Consider the following 17117-nt stretch of genomic DNA (forward strand, 5'->3'; position numbering starts at 1 on the left):
CCCGACGATGCGCGCCGCGTAGCGGCGGGCCGGGAGGCGAGCAATCCAGCTCTACCCTGCCGCCGGATTCGTCACGCAGCGAAACCCGATGTGGGTGGTCGCGGTGTCCTGTGATTGCGGTGACCGCGCGGCCGGTCGGTAGCGGTGGCAATACTCCGGCGCGCACAGGTGCGAGCCGCCCTTCAACGTCTGGTTGACGGTCGGATCTGGCCCAGTCAGGAGCCCGGCCGGTGGGCAACACGCGTTGGGCGGCCGATCAAGCCTGTGGTGCGCGGAAAACTCCGTGACGGTCCACTCCCAGACGTTGCCGATCATGTCGACCAGGCCGAACCCGTTGGGCGGGAACGTCCCCACCGGCGAGGTCCCCACCCAGCCGAGCGCACCGTCGTTGCGGTACGGGAACCTGCCCTGCCAAGTATTGGCCATCAGCTGACCGGCAGGTTTCGCCTCGTCACCCCATGCGTAGGTCGTCACGCTTCCCGCGCGAGCGGCATATTCCCACTCGGCCTCGGTGGGCAGCCGGCGCGCGGCCCACCGCGCGTAGGCCGCGGCGTCGGGGTACGCCACCTGCACGACAGGGTGATCGGCCTTGTCCGCGATGTCGCTGCCCGGACCGAGCGGATGGCGCCAGCACGCCCCGGGGACCCAGTCCCACCATTGCCGCCAGTCACGCAGGTCGACCGGGCCCGTGGTGGGACGGAAAACCATAGCGCCCGCGCACAGGTCCTTGGGATCCACCCCGGGGTAAAGCGCCGGATCGATCGGTTGCTCAGCGACCGTCACATACCCTGTCGCGGAGACGAATTCGGCGAACTGCGCGTTGGTCACCGGGTGCCGCTCCATCGCGAAGGGGGCCACGGTCACCGTGTGGATCGGCGCCTCTTCCGGGTAAAAGCTCGTCGACCCCATGCGGAACGACCCGCCAGGCAGTTCGACTAGCTCGGTGAGCACGACTTCAGGGTATGCCGCGTCGCGCGCGAGTCCGAATGGCGGTACCACGCGACCAGGCACTCGGAGCCGGTATCAGGCGTTCTTCGCCCTTCGATCCCGTTGCAGGCTTGGTCAACCCACGAGCCGGGCGGCGGGGAACCCGGAAGGATATTGCGCAGTGGGACGATGGCGAAAAGCATCGCCGCGTACCACGTTGCAACGATGGCAAGGACGCCGTCCTGCCCATCGCCATCGGAATGGCCACGATCAATGCCAGGGCGGGCCGGCTGATGAGGATCAGGGCGATGCCCAGGTCGAAGACCAGCGATCCCTTGGACCGGTGCAACGTGATGACCACGTCGTCCTTGACATCTGGGTCGGACCCCTCGGGGTCGTGGACACGGGTGACGTCGTACAGCGAATCCTTAGGATAGACAAGCACATTCACGGTGAGGCGATTTGCCACGGTTTTCAGCTCTTCGAGGCGCACCTGCACGACGCTGTCCTCGGCCACGACCTGGCTCGGTCCACAGCAGGAAGCGGAGGCGCCGACTTGGCCAACAGTGGACGGCAACCAGGGATAGGACGTAGATAACGACGACCGCCACGACAATCCCGACGGCGATTGCGATCCGCACCCGCGCGACCGGTGCGAGGTCGCAGGCGGCGAAACCTCAACGGTCAGCGTGACCACCGCCGCCAGCACGTGGAATGCTTGCGGGAGGCGTCACGGGGTCAGATGCTAGCAGCCAGCAAACGATAGAGCACCGGGCTTTCAGGGTATGACGATCCCGAAGTCTTGCATCAACCTTGATTTCGCCGCACCGAAGCCTGCGGCCCCGGCCGGCCCCTCCAGATGGATGGCCACGAGGTATTGCTTTGAGTTGGTCCAGATATGGGCGATGCGATCGGCCAGGTCGATCGCACCGGCCGGCCCCTGAATGGTCATGGTCAGCAGCTCGCTGCTGTAGCCGCAGAACTGAGCCCCCGCGACGGAGAATTTGAGGCGCGGCATCGACCCGCCGAGATTGGCGGTATAGCGCAGGAACGACCCACCCGGCTCGAGCTCCGTCGCAGCAATCGTCACCGTCGCTGACATGCCGTCCGGGCCAATCAACATCAGCGCGGTATCACCCGTGCCGGCGGACGAATTCCACCCGTCGGGCATGCTGATCGTGATTTTCGGCGCGCCGGGATCGGACACTTCGGCAGAGGCCGCGCGACCGTCGCCCGGGCGCGGCGGAAGGCACACCAGCGCATTGGGCGGAATCCGGTCGGGCAGGGTCACGGCAATGCCTGGCACCGCCTCCGCGGGGTCGGAAGGCGGTTTCGGTACCGCTGACGTCGAGGAGGGGGCCGCTGACGACGCGGTACCACCGCCCAACATGCCGCCCGGGGTCGTGTGGCAGCCCGCTGCCACGCTGCCCGACAAGCAGGCCAGGCCCGCCACGCCGAGAACCGCGCACACCGATCTCACGGACAACTCAGTCGCGTGCAAAGGCAAGCGCAAGTTCGGATTCCACATCCTGATACGGCCGTCCGGAAAGGTCGACGGTGACCTGGGCGATGGTGCCACCGGTGAAGGTGAACGGCGCCTTGTAGCGGCTGGACACCCCCGAACCGCCGTTGCGGCCGACGGTGAGGCCGGCACCAGCCAGCCCGAAGGTCCCCGGATGGGTGATGACGTCCGCAAGCGTGCCGACCACGTTGTCGTCGATGAACAGGGTGAGGTCACCCAGCGGGGTGTGGCTGTTGGCCACGGTTCCGGTCCGCGAATAGCTCGCGCCGAACACGTGTCTGCCCAGCGGCACGGCGCCTGACGAGGAGACCATCTGCTGGCGCTCACCGAGGAAGTTGTAAACGTAGTGCAGGCGACCGTCCTGGATGAACAGCACATGCCCGCCGTGGGCACCGCCTTGCTTGAACAACACCCCCTCGGCGCCGGTGGTATCCACGGTCACGTCGGCCAGCACCGCGAACGAGCGTCCCCGGATCTCGGCTGCGGCGCCGGTGCCCACGTCGGCGCAGTCGGGATAGTAGACGTAACTCGTCCGTTCGCCAGCCAGATACGGCCGCGACCGCATCATCGTTTCCACGAGGTTCAAATCCGACAGCGGCAGCCCGTTGTACTTGGCAGCCTCGGAAAACCACAGCGCCTTGAGGTCCTCGAGCTTGTCGGGGTGCTTGGCGGCCACATCGTGGCATTGGCTGCGGTCTTTCTCGATGTGGAACAGCTCCCACCGGTCGGTGTCGAAGTGCGACCAGCCGGCCGGCGTGGCGGCGTGAATGGTGTTGGCAAACCAACCCTTGTGCCAGATCCCGCGGGTGCCCAGCATGGTGTAGAACTGGGTTTCCTTCCCCGTTTCGGCGGCCGGATCATCAAGGGCCGCTTTGAAACTCACGCCGTCCAGCGGCTTCTGGCCAATACCCTTAACGGTCTGCGGCGGGGTCATGCCCAGCAGGTCGTACACGGTCGGCGTGATGTCACAGACGTTGACGTAGTTGTCGCGGACCTCGCCGTGGGCGGTTATTCCGTTGGGCCACGAGATGATTGCCGGATCAGCGATGCCGCCCTCATGCGAGGCGTAGCGCTTGAACAGCTTGTAGGGCGTGTTGAAGGCCATCGCCCACCCGATCGGGTAGTGGTTGTAGGTCTGCGGCCCACCGAGGTGGTCGAAGAGCTTCATGCTCTCTTCGACGGTGTCGATGTAGCCGTTGAAGAACTTGCCCTCGTTGACCGATCCGTTGGGTCCACCTTCGCCGCTGGCGCCGTTGTCCGAGATCACGACGATGATGGTGTTATCCAGCTGCCCGGATTCCTCGAGGTAGTCCAGGATGCGGCCGATCTGGGCGTCGGTATAACTCAGGAAGCCGGCGAACACCTCGGCCATCCGGGTGAACAGCTTCTTCTCTTCGTCGCCCAGCGAATCCCACGGCCGCACCGTGTCCTGCAGCGGCCACGACTCACCCGAGGGACCTTTGACGTTGAGATATGGGTTGATGGGTGACAGTTCGGTGTCCGGCGGCAGGATCCCCATCGACTTCTGCTTTTCCAGCACGACCTCGCGGTAGCGCTCGTAGCCCATGTCGAACTTGCCGGCGTAGCGGTCGGCCCAGCCTTTGAAGACGTGATGGGGCGCGTGGCCCGCACCCGGGCACACGTAGCTGAACCACGGCTTGTCGGGCGCGATCACTTTGGCATCACGGATGAACTCGATCGTCTTGTCGGCGATGTCCTTGGACAGGTGATACCCGTCCTCGGGCGTGCCGGGCGGGTTCACCGGGTGGTTGTCGTACACCAGATCGGGATACCACTGGTCGGTCTCGCCGCCCATGAACCCGTAGAACCGCTCGAAACCGCGCGAGGTCGGCCAGTGCCGCCTGGTCGACGCCATGCTGGACTCTTCCAGCGGCGTCAGGTGCCACTTGCCGACGCAGTAGGTGTTGTAGCCGCGTTCGACCAACACCTCCGACAGCAAGGCGGTGTCGGCCGGGATACGGCCGTTGCAATTGGGAAAACCGTCGGTGAACTCTTCGATGGTGGCCATGCCCACGGTGGTGGCGTTTCGACCGGTCAACAGCGACGCCCGCGTCGGCGAGCACAACGCGGTCGTGTGAAATTGCGACAACCGCACACCGCATTCGGCGATCCGCGACATCGCGGGCATCTCAACCAGGCCGCCGAAGCAGTCCCAGGTCGCGATGCCGACATCGTCCCAGACCAGATAGAGGATGTTCGGAGAATTCTGCGGCGCGGTCGGCGCGGCGTACGGACCCCAATCCGGCTCCGAGTCGCGAATATCCAGCTTGATGTTGCCGCTAAACTCCGTCGACCCCGTCGTCATCGCCAGCCTCACTCCCGTAGTGGACTTAACTGCCGAACACCGCGCACACTACACCCGCCGACAGGGTAGCCAGCCGACCTCAGAATTGCCTGAGACGCCGTGATCTGGGCGGTGCTGTCAGCGCAGCTCCACGATCATGTGCCGCACCGCGTTGCGGCGGTTGCTGCCCGCCCATTCGACGGGCGCCACGACTCGAATGTGCTCGAAGCGGGGCAGCAGTTCCCCGAAGAACACCCGCAGCTCCAGCCGGGCCAGGTTGGCGCCCAGGCAATAGTGCACACCTTGGCCGAAACCCAGGTGCGGGTTGGGTTTCCGGGTGACGTCGAACTCGTCCGCCCGGTCGAACACGCTCGCGTCGCGGTTTGCCGAGCCCTCCCACACCAACACCTTCTGACCCGCTTCGATCGGCTGGCCACCCAGCGTGACCGGACGGGTGGCCGTCCGCCGCTTCGACGGCGACGGCGTCGTCCACCGCACGATCTCCTCGATCGCCGACGGCAGCAGCTCCGGTTCGCGACGCAGCCGCCGCCACTGGTCCGGCCGTTCGGCAAGAGCGAGCAGCCCGCCGGCAATCGCATTGCGGGTGGTGTCGGTGCCCGCGCTGAACAGCTGATGGAAAAACAGATACAGCTCGGTGTCGGACAGGACGGGCGCGTCGGGATCGTCGATGGTGGCATTGACGACGATCGACAGCATGTCATCGGCCGGTTCGGCGCGTTTGCGCGCGATCAGCTCCCGGCCGTAGCTGTCCCTCCGCGATTCGGCGTGCTCGCCGAACACCCATGAGACATAGGCCGTTTGAGAGCCGCGGAAGTCGAAACCCTCTTCGAACTCCTCCAGGAGCCAATGCCGGTCGCTCTCCGGGACGCCTAGCAGGATGCAGATCGTCCGCATCGGCAGATCGGGGGCGATGTCGACGGCGAAGTCGAACGCAACGCCAGGTTCGATCCGATCGAGCAGTTGGCGAGCCCGGTGGCGCAGGTCGTCTTCGATGCGCCCAATCATTCGTGGACCCAGACCCGAGCTGACCAACCGTCGGATGTCGGCATGCCGCGGGTCGTCCATCATATTGAGAACCTGGCCGGCGACCGACATATCCTGCAGCAACGTGCCGCCGAATGGTCGCTCACCACCGGTGACCGAGGAGAAGGTGACCGGATCACGCAGCACCGCAACGGTTTCTGCATAACTGGCCACCGACCAGAAGCCTTCGCCGTCGGGTGTGTGCTCGGTCGGCTGATGCCAGAACACCGGCGCTTGCCGGCGATGGATCTCGAAGACGTTGTGCGGGAACCCATCCGCAAAGTTGTTCGGATCGGTCAGATCGATCCCGGACAGCGAAGCCGCCGCCGGGCCAGTAGCGCTCATAGCACTATAGGGTCGCACCCCATAAGCACGCGGCAACTTCCGGGTGAGGCCAGCCCAGCCGGTTAGTCGCCACCGTCGCGGTCATTACGTGCTGCCCGGCCCGGGCTGTCGAAGCAACCACGAGCAGGGTGCCACCCAACGCCGCCCTCTTCATCGCGCGTCCCTCTCGCTTCTCAACTCGCTGCCGAAAACCTCGCGAAGCCAGGTGGGACCTCATCTTGCCAATGGCGACGAGGTCCCACCGTTAAGCCTCAGTCAGCCATGACGTCAGCCTGGAAAATGGGGAGGGAGTAGGCGGCCTCTGCTTCGCCGAATAGGGTTTCGTGGGACATGCAATCACCTCCTTCGCGGTACAGGCTCGCCCACCCACCATTGCTGTCGACCGTCACGTAATTCCCCAGGGCTGCCGTCACGGAATTCCCCAGGTGCGGGCCTCGATGGTATGTGTACCGTGCCCGCGGTGGCGTTGTCTAGCTGACGCTGCGTCCGGGCCGTTTGCGGGGCCGGTAGCTGGGTCCGTCCATGAGGATCTGGTAGCTGCTGTTGATGATCCTGTCGAGTAGCGATTCGGCGACGACCGGGTTCGGGAATAGGCCGTACCAGTCGTTGGGGGCGCGGTTGGAGGTCAAGATCAGCGGCTTGCCGCTGACCGCGCGTTCGTTGATTAGCTCGTAGAGGTCGTCGGCGTGCATGGTCGTGTGCTCGCGCATCGCAAAATCATCAAGAATCAACACGAGCGGTTTGGTGTATTCGCGGATGCGTTGGCCCCAACTGCGGTCGGCGTGCCCGCCGGCGAGGTCGGCGAGCATCCGAGAGGTTTTGGCGAAACGGACGTCGCCGCCGCGTCGGGCTACAGCATGCCCGAGTGCTTGTGCCACATGGGTTTTGCCTACCCCAACGGGTCCGTAGAGGATGACCGACTCGCCGGCGTCGAGCCAGCGCAGCGCGGCCAGGTCGCGCAGTATGGCGGCGGGCAGTTTCGGGTTGGCGGAGAAGTCGAAGGATTCGAAGGTGGCTTGTTCTTCGAACTTCGCGCGGCGGATGCGCCGTGTCAGGGCGGCCGATTCGCGGCGGGCGATCTCGTCCTCGCACAGTGCTTGCAGGAATTCGAGGTGCCCGAAGTCGCCGTTGCGGGTCTGGGCTAGCCGGGCGTCGAGGGTGTCAAGCATGCCCGACAGTTTCAGAGTGCGCAGCGCGTTGCGCAGCGCGGGTCACAAATACCCATGAAGTCGTGTTCTCCTTGTGAAATAGCTTATGTGGGTTGTGATTCGGTCAGATTCCGGGACCCGGGTGACTTTCAGCCGACTCCGCCGGTGTCGCCGGTGGCGAACTGGTCGGGGCCACGCAGGAACGCCGCGGTAGTGGCGGCGGCGCCGGTGGCCGGTTCGGCGGTGGTGGCGTCGTGTTCGGTGCCGGCGGCCAGGATGCCCTTGATGGTCCGATACGCCGGGTCGCCGACGGCGATCGCGCAGGCGCAGGCGGCTTCGAGCCGATCACAGCCGTGCTTGTCGCGCAGCCCGAGCACTCCTTGCGCCGAGCGCAGGTGGTGGATCGCGTTGTCGCGCATGAATTCGGCGATCACCGCTTCGCAGGCGGGGCCGACCTGGGCGGCGGTGTGCCGACACCAGGTGGGGTTTTCATCGCGAAGGCGACCTTCTCCGGCGGGTAGTGGGAGAAGTCGGTGGAGCGCCCGAGGCCCGCCGCACATGGGTGGCGACGACCTCGTTGTGGGCAAAGATCTGCACGATGTCACCGGCGGTGCGGGCGTGCAGGCGCCGCCGATCAGCCGCCATGGCACGCTGTAGAGGCCTTGCCGACCTTGAGGTGCGTATCGACCCCCACGGTGCCGATAGACCAGGTGGTGAGTTCGAACGCGTGGCGCGGCAACGGTTTCAACGTATCGGCCTCGATCGCTTCGAACACCCGCAGCGGCTGGCCGCCGTCGAGGGCCCGTGAATGTCGTAGCCCGGCCACCTCCCGGCTCCACCGGGCCGCCTCGCCCTGCATCTGAGCCAGCGAGGTGAACTCGCGGCCCCGCCAGAACGAATCCCGCACATACGGCATCGGCCGCTCGACACGAGGTTTGTCCTTGGGCTTGAACGCCCGGGCCGGGTCGATCAAGCAGTCGTAGTGGGCGGCCAGCTCGGCGTAGGTGCGGTTGATCTTCGGGTCATATAGGTCGGGCTTGTCCACCCCGGTCTTGAGGTTGTCGCACACCAGCCGGGCCGGAATACCATTGAAGAATTCGAATGCCTCGACATGGCAAGTGCACCAGGTGGTTTGGTCCATCCTGACCACAGGGCGAACGAACAGGTGCCGCGAGCACGACAGCACCATGACAAACGCCCACACTGCGACTCGCTTGGCTGTGGCCGGGTTCAGCCACATTCCTAACCGGCCGTAGTCGATCTGCGCTTCGCTGCCCGGCGGCACTTCGCCGCGCGGCACGCTCACCCGAGCACGAGCCACCTCATCGGCGAAATTCATTGCCACCCAACGCCGCACAGAGGACTCCGACACGTCGACCTGATGGTCGTCACGTAGCCGCTGCGCGATCGTGGCGACCGTAACATCGGCGTGCAGCCAGTCCTTGATCCGGTCGCTATGCCGGTCGATCAACGGCCACGTCGATGCCCGCGCGCCGCGATCATCCAGTCCGGGAAACCACTGCGCGATCCGCGCCGCCCACTGCTCGGCGCTCAGCGGTTCTCCGCCTGGGCCAATGCCCTCGGCGACCGCCGGGGCCAGATACTGCGGATCGTCTTACGATCCATCCCCAGCGACTGCCACAACTGCACCTGTGAGCGACCAGCCTGCCAATGCGTGTACAACTCGATCAGATCGAACATCTCGATATCTCTCCTCGCCATCAGTGCCCCTTCGTCCGCCGTACTCCGACGGATCAAGAGCGAACATGTGTGCGAGGCCCACACCCGGCAGACACACCGCCCAGGGTGGGGAATTACCTGACAGCCAGGGTGGGGAATTCCGTGACGGACAACCCCTCAAACCTGGGGAATTGCGTGACCGCTGACACCATTGCGGCACTCGCCTAAGACAAGGGGACTGGGCAAACCAGCTCGTCGCCAACGTAGCAGCACAATTGGCCACCGCTGTCCATCCACCAGCGGATATCGACGGAGGAAACCTTTGTCCTACGATTGGTGGACCGACGGTTGCCGCGCTCATCGTCAACAGCTCCTCACCCACCGCTAGGCTGTCGTGTCAGGGCAAAAGACCAGCTCGCCATGGCCTTCCAAACCGGCGAGCTGGATGGCCTCTCGGCAGCCAGATACGCTACGTGCCGAACCGGCGCGGGCCGGTCCGCGACAACGCCCAACGCCCGGCGGCGGGGGTCTCGTGTCCTTGCGGCGGGATCCCCGCCCGCACGTCACCCCCAAAAGGATGATCGATGACCGCAATCCGCATGGGGGGCAGTCTGGCTCATTCGACGGTGTCGTCGGCCTTGTAGAAGAAGATCGAGTACGCGACCTCGTTCTCGCAGAACAAATTTTCGTGGGACATGCGTTTGCTCCTTGTGTCGATCCGTCGACCGCACCATTGCGATCGCAAGTCGGATGTGATGCGAGTCACTAGGCCGCTAACGTTAGCCACGCGATTCGGCAAGCGCCGTCCACCGACCGGTGGATTTCGGCGTGTCTTTTGTGTCCTACGATCGGGGGACAAACGTTGACCGACACCCCCACACCAATGCCCTGGGATCCGCCCCGATCCGCTGGACCGGATACCCCATCCCCCTTCACAACTGGCTCACCAACCGGTTGCTTCTTGGTTCGGCTATCTTCGCGCTCGCGCGGGGCAAACAACCGCTCGCCGTGGAGTAGCGTCGACAACATGACGGCGAGCCCACAGGACTATCTCGATGTCTGACGACCCGAGAGCGGGCGATGCCAGCGTGATAGCAGCCGACGGCACTTTGGTCGAGATCTACCGTCGGTTGCCCTCGCTGGGTGAAGTCGAGCACATCCGGTCGCTGCTGACACCCAACAGTTCGGTGCTCGACCTAGGCGCCGGCACCGGACGTATCGCCGACCCGCTCGCCCAGATCGGTCACCGGGTTACCGCTGTCGACGATTCGCCTGACATGCTGGCGAATATCCGCTACGCACAAAAGGTTCAGGCCCGCATCGAGGACCTCCGGCTACCCGAGAAGTTTGATGCCGTCCTGCTGATCGGCAATATGGTCAACTATCTGGGCACTGAACTGCGCAGATCGGTGCTGGCGACGGTGGGCTTCCACGTCGCGCCGAGCGGGCAGGCCATCATTCAGTGGACACCACCCTCGCTGCTCGCCGCGCGGCCGGCGGGCTGGACTGACACCACCACGATCGGGGCCATAACGACGACTTTGACCATCCGTTCCAACCGCGATGGCCTCTGCGACGGTGAATTCACACTGGCGGCCGATGGCAGGCTCTGGCGCCAGCCGGTGACCTTCGAACAAGTCAGCCCTGCGACAGTGCGCGACGAACTCGCGCAGGCCGGGCTGGTTCTGACAACAGCTGATCCTGAAGCAACGCGGTGGTTGCAGGCCAAGCGGCACCCGTGACACCGACGTCAGCCATGACTGTTCTCACAGCGGATCGTTGCGACGCATCCCCCGACCAGGGGCCGCAGTGGGAATCTCGTCTCACTTCGGAGGCGAGATTCCCATCGCCATTGAGGCCGAACACTATTCACTGACGGCGCCGCCCCGGCCCCGGAGGCGATCGTTCCGCGCTACCCGCCGCTTGAGTGAGGGGGCGCTGCGGCTCATTCGACCAGATCGTCGTCCTGGCAGAGGGGCATCGAGGACGCAACCTCTGGTTTGGCGAGCAGACGCGAAAACCGCCGACACGCCGGGCGTGCGGGGGTTTTCGCGTCTGCTCGCAAGCGGGGGTGCCCCCAATTCGCCGGACGCTACTTGGCCTTCTCTAGGATCTCCACGAGCCGCCAGCGTTTGGTTGCCGACAGCGGACGTGTCTCCATCAGCGAGACACGGTCGCCGATGCCGGCGACGCTGTCCTCGTCGTGCGCCTTGACCTTCTTGGTGGTACGGATGATCTTGCCGTAGAGCGGGTGCCGCACCCGGTCTTCCAGCTCGACGACGATGGTCTTCTGCATCTTGTCGCTCACCACGTAGCCGATGCGGGTCTTGCGACGGCCGCGCGGCTTCGGGGTGCGCGGAGTGTGCTTGGGGCCCTTGTCCTCCGGCGCGGAGTCCTTGGGCGCGGCGGCCTTGGGTGCAGCCTTCTTGACCGCGGACTTCTTCGCAGCGGGGGCCACTTTCGCGCCAGTCTTAGCCTCTGCCATCACGATTCCTTTACGCTTCCTTCTCGGGGGCACCACCGGGCCCAGAAGCCAGACCCAGTTCTCGTTCGCGCAACACGGTGTAGACGCGCGCGATTTGCTGACGCACCGTACGGAGCCGGCGGTTGTTGTTAAGCTGGCCGGTCGCCATCTGGAAGCGCAGATTGAACAGCTCTTCCTTGGATTCGCGCAGGCGCTCCATCAGCTCCTCGTCGGTGAGTTCACGCAGTTCGCCAGGTGAGATTCCCACTGCCATCAGAACTGCTCCTCTCGGGTGACGATGCGTGCCTTGATCGGCAGCTTGTGGATCGCGCGGGTGAGCGCCGCCCGGGCTACCCCTTCATTGGGGTAGCTGAGCTCGAACAGGATCCGCCCCGGCTTGACGTTGACCACCCACCACTCCGGTGAGCCCTTGCCCGAACCCATGCGCGTCTCGGCGGGCTTTTTGGTCAGCGGGCGGTCCGGGAAGATGTTGATCCACACCTTGCCGCCACGCTTGATGTGCCGGTTGATGGCGATACGGGCCGACTCGATCTGCCGGTTAGTGACGTAGGCGTGCTCAAGCGCCTGGATGCCGTAGTCACCAAAGTTGACCGTCGTGCCGCCGCTGGCGATACCGCGCTGACGGGGATGGTGTTGCTTGCGGTGCTTGACCTTGCGGGGTATCAACATGATTCAGCTCTCCGTGCTCTGCGCTTCAACGGCCGCCCCGGTCCCACCATGCACCGCCGGCGCGGCGGTTTCAGTGCTTTCCTCGCCGCCTGCGGCGCGTCCGGCGTCGGTGCCAGTCGCCGTGGTGCCCGAGGCGCCGCTGCGACGCGGACGCGTGCCCGACGGCCGCTCGCGGCGCGGACGTTCGGCACCGGCTGGCGCGGCGGCGGCCAATTCGCGTTTGCCGCCGACGATGTCGCCCTTGTAGATCCACACCTTCACGCCGATCCGGCCGAAGGTGGTCTTGGCCTCGTACAGGCCGTAGTCGATGTCTGCGCGCAGGGTATGCAGCGGGACGCGTCCCTCGCGGTAAAACTCCGAGCGGCTCATCTCGGCACCACCGAGGCGGCCCGAGCACTGTACCCGGATGCCCTTGACGTTGGACTGACGCATTGCCGACTGAATGGCCTTGCGCATCGCGCGGCGGAATGCCACCCGGTTGCTCAACTGCTCGGCGACCCCCTGGGCCACCAGTTGTGCTTGCGATTCCGGGTTTTTGACTTCGAGGATGTTGAGCTGGACCTGCTTGCCGGTCAGCTTCTCCAGGTCGGCACGGATACGGTCGGCCTCGGTGCCGCGGCGGCCGATGACGATGCCCGGACGGGCGGTGTGGATGTCCACCCGGACCCGGTCGCGGGTCCGCTCGATCTCCACGTCGGCGATCCCGGCGCGCTCGAGGCCGCTGGACAGCAGACGTCGGATCGCAACGTCCTCCTTGACGTACTCGGCGTACTGCTTGTCGGCATACCAGCGCGACTTCCAGTCGGTGGTGATGCCCAGCCGGAAGCCGTGCGGATTGATCTTTTGGCCCACTAGTCTGAGCCTCCCTTCGCTTCAGAAGCCTCAGCTGGTTTGGCGCCCGAACTTGGCGCAGCCTTCTTTGCAGGTGCCTTCTTGGCGGGCGCCTTCTTAGCGCCTGAGCTGCCGGGGACCTTCTTGGCGGGTGCCTTCGTGGCCGCTTTTTTCGCCGGTGCTTTCGCGGCGGCCTTGCTGCCCTCCGCGCGGCGGGCCCGCGACGACTTCGCCGAACGCTGATCCTTGGTCGGCCGGCTTTCCACCACCACCGTGATATGGCTGGTCCGTCTACGGATCCGGAATGCACGCCCCTGGGCGCGCGGACGAATGCGCTTGGCGGTCGGACCCTCGTCGGCGTAGACCGTGGCGACGACCAACGTCGCCGGGTCCAGCCCGTTGTTGTTCTGTGCGTTGGCCGCAGCGCTGGCGATCACCTTGGCCACCGGCTCACTGGCGGCCTGCGGCGCCCAGCGCAGGATGTCCAGCGCGTCGGACACCGACCGGCCACGCACCAGGTCGATGACCCGACGCGCCTTTCTCGGCGACACCCGCACGAACCGTGCTTTGGCGACCGCCGAGGGAAATTCGGTAGTGCTAGTCATCGCCGTTTGGCCTTCCGGTCGTCCTTGATGTGCCCCTTGAAGGTGCGCGTCGGCGCGAATTCGCCGAGTTTGTGACCCACCATCGCCTCGGTGACGAAGACCGGGACATGCTTGCGTCCGTCGTGCACGGCAAAGGTGTGGCCGATGAAGTCGGGAATGATGGTCGAGCGCCGCGACCAGGTCTTGATGACCTGCTTGGTGTTCTTCTCGTTCTGTACGTCGACCTTCTTGAGTAGATGGTCGTCGACGAACGGGCCCTTCTTCAGGCTGCGTGGCATGCTTGGCTACTCCTCGACTTCTTCATTTGCACGGCTCCTCCTCATCGAGCTGCGCGTCCCCCTCGCCGCTGCGCGGCAGCGGCTGGGGTACCCCCACTGCATCCTCACCGCGCGCTACCGCGAGTGCTTCTTGCCGGTGCGCCGGCGGCGGACGATGAGCTTGTTGCTGGCTTTGTTCGGCTTGCGTGTACGGCCCTCCGGCTGGCCCCACGGGCTGACCGGGTGCCGGCCGCCGGAGGTCTTACCCTCACCGCCGCCATGCGGGTGGTCCACCGGGTTCATGACCACACCGCGGACCGACGGGCGCTTGCCCTTCCAGCGCATACGACCGGCCTTGCCCCAATTGATGTTTGCCTGCTCGGCGTTGCCTACCTCGCCCACCGTGGCGCGGCAACGCACATCGACCCGGCGGATCTCACCGCTGGGCATCCGCAGCGACGCGTAGCTGGCCTCCTTGCCGAGCAACTGGATGCTCGACCCAGCCGACCGCGCGAGCTTGGCGCCGCCCCCCGGCCGCAGCTCCACGGCGTGGATCAAGGTGCCGGCCGGGATATTGCGCAAGGGCAGGTTGTTGCCCGGCTTGATGTCGGCGTTGGCGCCCGATTCCACCACATCACCCTGCGAGAGTCCCTGCGGTGCAATGATGTAGCGCTTCTCGCCATCGAGGTAGTGGAGCAACGCGATGTTCGCGGTGCGGTTTGGGTCGTACTCGATATGCGCGACCTTCGCGTTGACACCGTCTTTGTCGTTGCGGCGGAAGTCGATGACCCGGTAGGCGCGCTTGTGGCCACCACCCTGGTGACGGGTGGTGATCCGCCCCTGCGCGTTGCGGCCGCCGCGATTGTGCAGCGGGCGAACCAGGGACTTCTCCGGAGTTGACCGGGTGATCTCGGCGAAATCGGACACGCTGGCGCCACGACGACCGGGGGTCGTCGGCTTGTACTTGCGAATTGCCATGTCTAATCAGGTCTTTCTCTCACGCTCGGACTTGGCTGAATTGCCCAGCTCCTCCTCATCGCTTCGTCCCTCGCATCGTCACCGGGCTAGGCCGGTGGCCCGAACAGGTCGATCGGCTTGCTGCCCGGCGCCAGGGTGACGATGGCGCGCTTGGTGTTTTTGCGCTTGCCGTACCCGGATCGGGTGCGCTTACGCTTGCCCTGCCGGTTCGCGGTATTCACCGATGCGACCTTGACAGCGAAGATCTTCTCGACCGCGATCTTGATCTGCGTCTTGTTCGAATCGGGGTGCACCACGAACGTGTACACATTGTCGTCGAGCAGCCCGTAGGACTTCTCCGAGATCACCGGGGCCAGGATGATGTCGCGGGGATCAACGAGCGTCGCCATCAGGCCGAAACCTCCTCGGATGTCGTGGTGTTCGCCTCTATGTAGGCGTTGAGGGCCTCAACGCTGAACACCACGTCGTCGGCGCGCAGCACGTCATAGGTGTTGAGCTGGTCGGGCGCCAAGAGGTGCACACCCGGCAGGTTGCGCACGCTCTTAGCGCCCGTCTCGTCGCTGCGCCCGATGACCACCAGCACCTGCTTGCGATCCGTCAGCGTGCCCAGAAATGCCTTGGCGCTCTTCGTGGAAGGGGTTTGGCCGGGGACCAACTCGGTGACCGCGTGGATGCGCCCGTTGCGTGCCCGGTCGGAGAGCGCCCCGCGCAGCGCCGCGGCGATCATCTTCTTGGGTGTGCGCTGGCTGTAGTCGCGCGGTTGGGGACCATGCACGACGCCGCCGCCGGTGAACTGCGGGGCCCGCGTCGAACCCTGGCGGGCGCGACCGGTCCCCTTCTGCCGGTAGGGCTTACGGCCGCCGCCACTGACGTCGCCGCGCGTCTTGGTCGAGTGCGTCCCCTGGCGGGCGGCCGCCCGCTGAGCGGTGACCACCTGGTGCATCAGCGCGATGTTCGCCGGGACGTCGAACAATTCGGCCGGCAGCTCAATGGAGCCCTCGACCTTGCCGTCCGGCGTCTTGACGTCGATCTTCAGGGCATTCTTGGCAGCCATCAGTTCTCACCCCGTTTGATCGCGCTGCGGACCATCACGAGTCCACCGGTGCGGCCAGGGACCGCACCCTTGATCAGCAACACGCCCTTCTCGGCATCGACCTTGTGCACCAACAGGTTCTGGACGGTCACCCGGTCGTTGCCCATGCGGCCGGCCATCCGGGTGCCCTTGAACACCCGTGCCGGAGTGGCACACCCGCCGATGGAACCCGGCCGGCGGTGCACCGCCTGGGCGCCGTGGCTGGCGCCCTGGCCGCGGAAGCCGTGCCGCTTCATGGTGCCGGCGAAGCCTTTACCCTTCGAGGTTCCGGTCACGTCGACGTAGCTGCCGTCGGCGAAGATCTCGGCCGTCAGCTCCTGGCCGACCTCGTATTCGGCCGCCGCCTCCGGGGTTTCCAGACGCAGCTCGACCAGGTGGCGACGCGGGTTGACGCCCGCAGCGTTGTACTGGCCGGTGAGCGGCTTGTTGACCTTGCGCGGGCTGATCTCGCCATAAGCCAGCTGGACGGCGCTGTAGCCGTCGCGCTCGGGCGTGCGGATGCGGGTCACCACATTGGGCCCGGCCTTGACCACGGTCACCGGGACAACCCTGTTGTTCTCGTCGAACACCTGCGTCATGCCCAGCTTGGTACCGAGAATGCCCCGCCTGCCGGGGAAATTACCCTGTATTGCCATTGCTCGCCGAGCTCCTACTGGATGTTGACGTCGACACTTGCCGGAAGGTCGATGCGCATCAGGGCGTCGACGGTCTTCGGCGTCGGATCGAGGATGTCGATCAGCCGCTTGTGAGTGCGCATTTCGAAATGCTCTCGCGAGTCCTTGTACTTGTGCGGAGAGCGGATGACGCAATACACGTTCTTCTCGGTCGGCAGCGGCACCGGACCCACGACGCTGGCACCGGTGCGAACGACGGTTTCGACGATCTTGCGCGCCGAAGCGTCAATAGCCTCATGGTCGTAGGCCTTGAGCCTGATGCGGATCTTCTGTCCCGCCACGCTTCTCCTACCTCACTCCAACTTGAGGCCCGTGTCCGGGCCGGTTTCCCCCAGCGCGCCGCTCAGCCCGGCCCATCTGGACCGACTTAGCGTTGCGCCGGATACTGCGCCGCTGTTTTCCTGTCGTAGGTCCACCGGCCCCCGCGCTCGGGCGTGTCGCCCGCACGCAGCCCTGTCGCGCTCATTTCAAGGCCAAAATTGGCCGCACTCCAAGGTTGGGACCGGACGCGCCCGTTGTGGGCGCTGGTCGTATGCCCGACCAGGCACAAACCT

The 17117-nt window shown here is 65.4% G+C and carries 17 protein-coding genes and 3 pseudogenes; 1 reads left to right on the forward strand and 19 read right to left on the reverse strand.

Features of this window, described 5'->3' with window-relative positions:
* Positions 1 to 51: 51 nt before the first annotated feature.
* From G6N24_RS16920 to G6N24_RS25400, 8 genes and pseudogenes are all read right to left on the reverse strand, one after another.
* Positions 52 to 951 carry a formylglycine-generating enzyme family protein gene (locus G6N24_RS16920; protein WP_085158457.1) on the reverse strand — a complete coding sequence of 300 codons (900 nt, stop codon included), beginning with the start codon at positions 949 to 951 and terminating at the stop codon, positions 52 to 54.
* Positions 936 to 1636, reverse strand: a pseudogene (locus G6N24_RS25555) (DUF4436 family protein). The gene G6N24_RS16920 and the pseudogene G6N24_RS25555 overlap by 16 nt, the downstream one beginning before the upstream one ends.
* Positions 1637 to 1705: 69 nt before the next feature.
* Positions 1706 to 2407 (reverse strand): hypothetical protein, encoded by a 702-nt coding sequence (locus tag G6N24_RS24860; protein ID WP_232070594.1) that lies wholly within the window; start codon positions 2405 to 2407, stop codon positions 1706 to 1708.
* Between the two features lie 7 nt (positions 2408 to 2414).
* Entirely contained in the window at positions 2415 to 4775 is a 2361-nt protein-coding gene (locus G6N24_RS16935) for an arylsulfatase (RefSeq protein ID WP_085158455.1), read from the reverse strand.
* Positions 4776 to 4892: 117 nt separating this feature from the next.
* On the reverse strand, positions 4893 to 6143 hold the full coding sequence (locus tag G6N24_RS16940; RefSeq protein ID WP_085158453.1) for a cytochrome P450: 1251 nt from the start codon (positions 6141 to 6143) through the stop codon (positions 4893 to 4895).
* Between the two features lie 470 nt (positions 6144 to 6613).
* Positions 6614 to 7368, reverse strand: a pseudogene (gene istB / locus G6N24_RS16945) (IS21-like element helper ATPase IstB).
* A 72-nt stretch (positions 7369 to 7440) separates the two neighbouring features.
* Positions 7441 to 8992, reverse strand: a pseudogene (istA, locus tag G6N24_RS16950) (IS21 family transposase).
* A 448-nt stretch (positions 8993 to 9440) separates the two neighbouring features.
* Complete coding sequence (locus G6N24_RS25400) at positions 9441 to 9572, reverse strand: hypothetical protein (RefSeq protein ID WP_264035139.1); 132 nt, start codon at positions 9570 to 9572, stop codon at positions 9441 to 9443.
* 454 nt (positions 9573 to 10026) lie between these two features.
* Here G6N24_RS25400 and G6N24_RS16960 point away from each other — a divergent pair, with 454 nt between their 5' ends.
* Positions 10027 to 10713, forward strand: a complete 687-nt coding sequence (locus tag G6N24_RS16960) for a class I SAM-dependent methyltransferase (protein ID WP_085161651.1) — start codon at positions 10027 to 10029, stop codon at positions 10711 to 10713.
* 350 nt (positions 10714 to 11063) lie between these two features.
* Here G6N24_RS16960 and rpsQ read toward each other — a convergent pair whose 3' ends face one another.
* From rpsQ to rpsJ, 11 genes are all read right to left on the reverse strand, one after another.
* On the reverse strand, positions 11064 to 11459 hold the full coding sequence (rpsQ, locus tag G6N24_RS16965) for a 30S ribosomal protein S17 (RefSeq protein WP_139822470.1): 396 nt from the start codon (positions 11457 to 11459) through the stop codon (positions 11064 to 11066).
* 7 nt (positions 11460 to 11466) lie between these two features.
* Complete coding sequence (rpmC, locus tag G6N24_RS16970) at positions 11467 to 11709, reverse strand: 50S ribosomal protein L29 (RefSeq protein ID WP_085161649.1); 243 nt, start codon at positions 11707 to 11709, stop codon at positions 11467 to 11469.
* Positions 11709 to 12125 carry a 50S ribosomal protein L16 gene (rplP, locus tag G6N24_RS16975; RefSeq protein ID WP_085161648.1) on the reverse strand — a complete coding sequence of 139 codons (417 nt, stop codon included), beginning with the start codon at positions 12123 to 12125 and terminating at the stop codon, positions 11709 to 11711. Before rplP ends, rpmC begins: the two co-directional genes overlap by 1 nt.
* 3 nt (positions 12126 to 12128) lie before the next feature.
* Complete coding sequence (gene rpsC / locus G6N24_RS16980) at positions 12129 to 12977, reverse strand: 30S ribosomal protein S3 (RefSeq protein ID WP_085161647.1); 849 nt, start codon at positions 12975 to 12977, stop codon at positions 12129 to 12131.
* The gene (gene rplV, locus G6N24_RS16985; RefSeq protein ID WP_085161646.1) at positions 12977 to 13561 is read right to left on the reverse strand and encodes a 50S ribosomal protein L22; all 585 of its coding nucleotides are present in this window, start codon (positions 13559 to 13561) and stop codon (positions 12977 to 12979) included. The genes rpsC and rplV overlap by 1 nt, the downstream gene beginning before the upstream one ends.
* Positions 13558 to 13839 (reverse strand): 30S ribosomal protein S19, encoded by a 282-nt coding sequence (gene rpsS / locus G6N24_RS16990; RefSeq protein ID WP_010908582.1) that lies wholly within the window; start codon positions 13837 to 13839, stop codon positions 13558 to 13560. Before rpsS ends, rplV begins: the two co-directional genes overlap by 4 nt.
* A gap of 114 nt (positions 13840 to 13953) precedes the next feature.
* Positions 13954 to 14796: a 50S ribosomal protein L2 gene (gene rplB / locus G6N24_RS16995; protein ID WP_085161645.1), complete on the reverse strand. Its 843-nt coding sequence runs from the start codon at positions 14794 to 14796 to the stop codon at positions 13954 to 13956.
* Positions 14797 to 14882: 86 nt separating this feature from the next.
* Complete coding sequence (rplW, locus tag G6N24_RS17000; RefSeq protein WP_085161644.1) at positions 14883 to 15185, reverse strand: 50S ribosomal protein L23; 303 nt, start codon at positions 15183 to 15185, stop codon at positions 14883 to 14885.
* A complete protein-coding gene (rplD, locus tag G6N24_RS17005) occupies positions 15185 to 15850 on the reverse strand; it encodes a 50S ribosomal protein L4 (protein WP_085161643.1) in 666 nt (221 codons plus the stop codon). The genes rplW and rplD overlap by 1 nt, the downstream gene beginning before the upstream one ends.
* Positions 15850 to 16524, reverse strand: coding sequence for a 50S ribosomal protein L3 (gene rplC / locus G6N24_RS17010; RefSeq protein WP_085161642.1), 675 nt, complete (start codon positions 16522 to 16524; stop codon positions 15850 to 15852). Before rplC ends, rplD begins: the two co-directional genes overlap by 1 nt.
* Before the next feature lie 14 nt (positions 16525 to 16538).
* On the reverse strand, positions 16539 to 16844 hold the full coding sequence (gene rpsJ, locus G6N24_RS17015; protein ID WP_003873519.1) for a 30S ribosomal protein S10: 306 nt from the start codon (positions 16842 to 16844) through the stop codon (positions 16539 to 16541).
* Between the last annotated feature and the right edge of the window lie 273 nt (positions 16845 to 17117).

This window comes from Mycobacterium lacus (assembly GCF_010731535.1).
In the GTDB taxonomy this organism is placed as follows: domain Bacteria; phylum Actinomycetota; class Actinomycetes; order Mycobacteriales; family Mycobacteriaceae; genus Mycobacterium; species Mycobacterium lacus.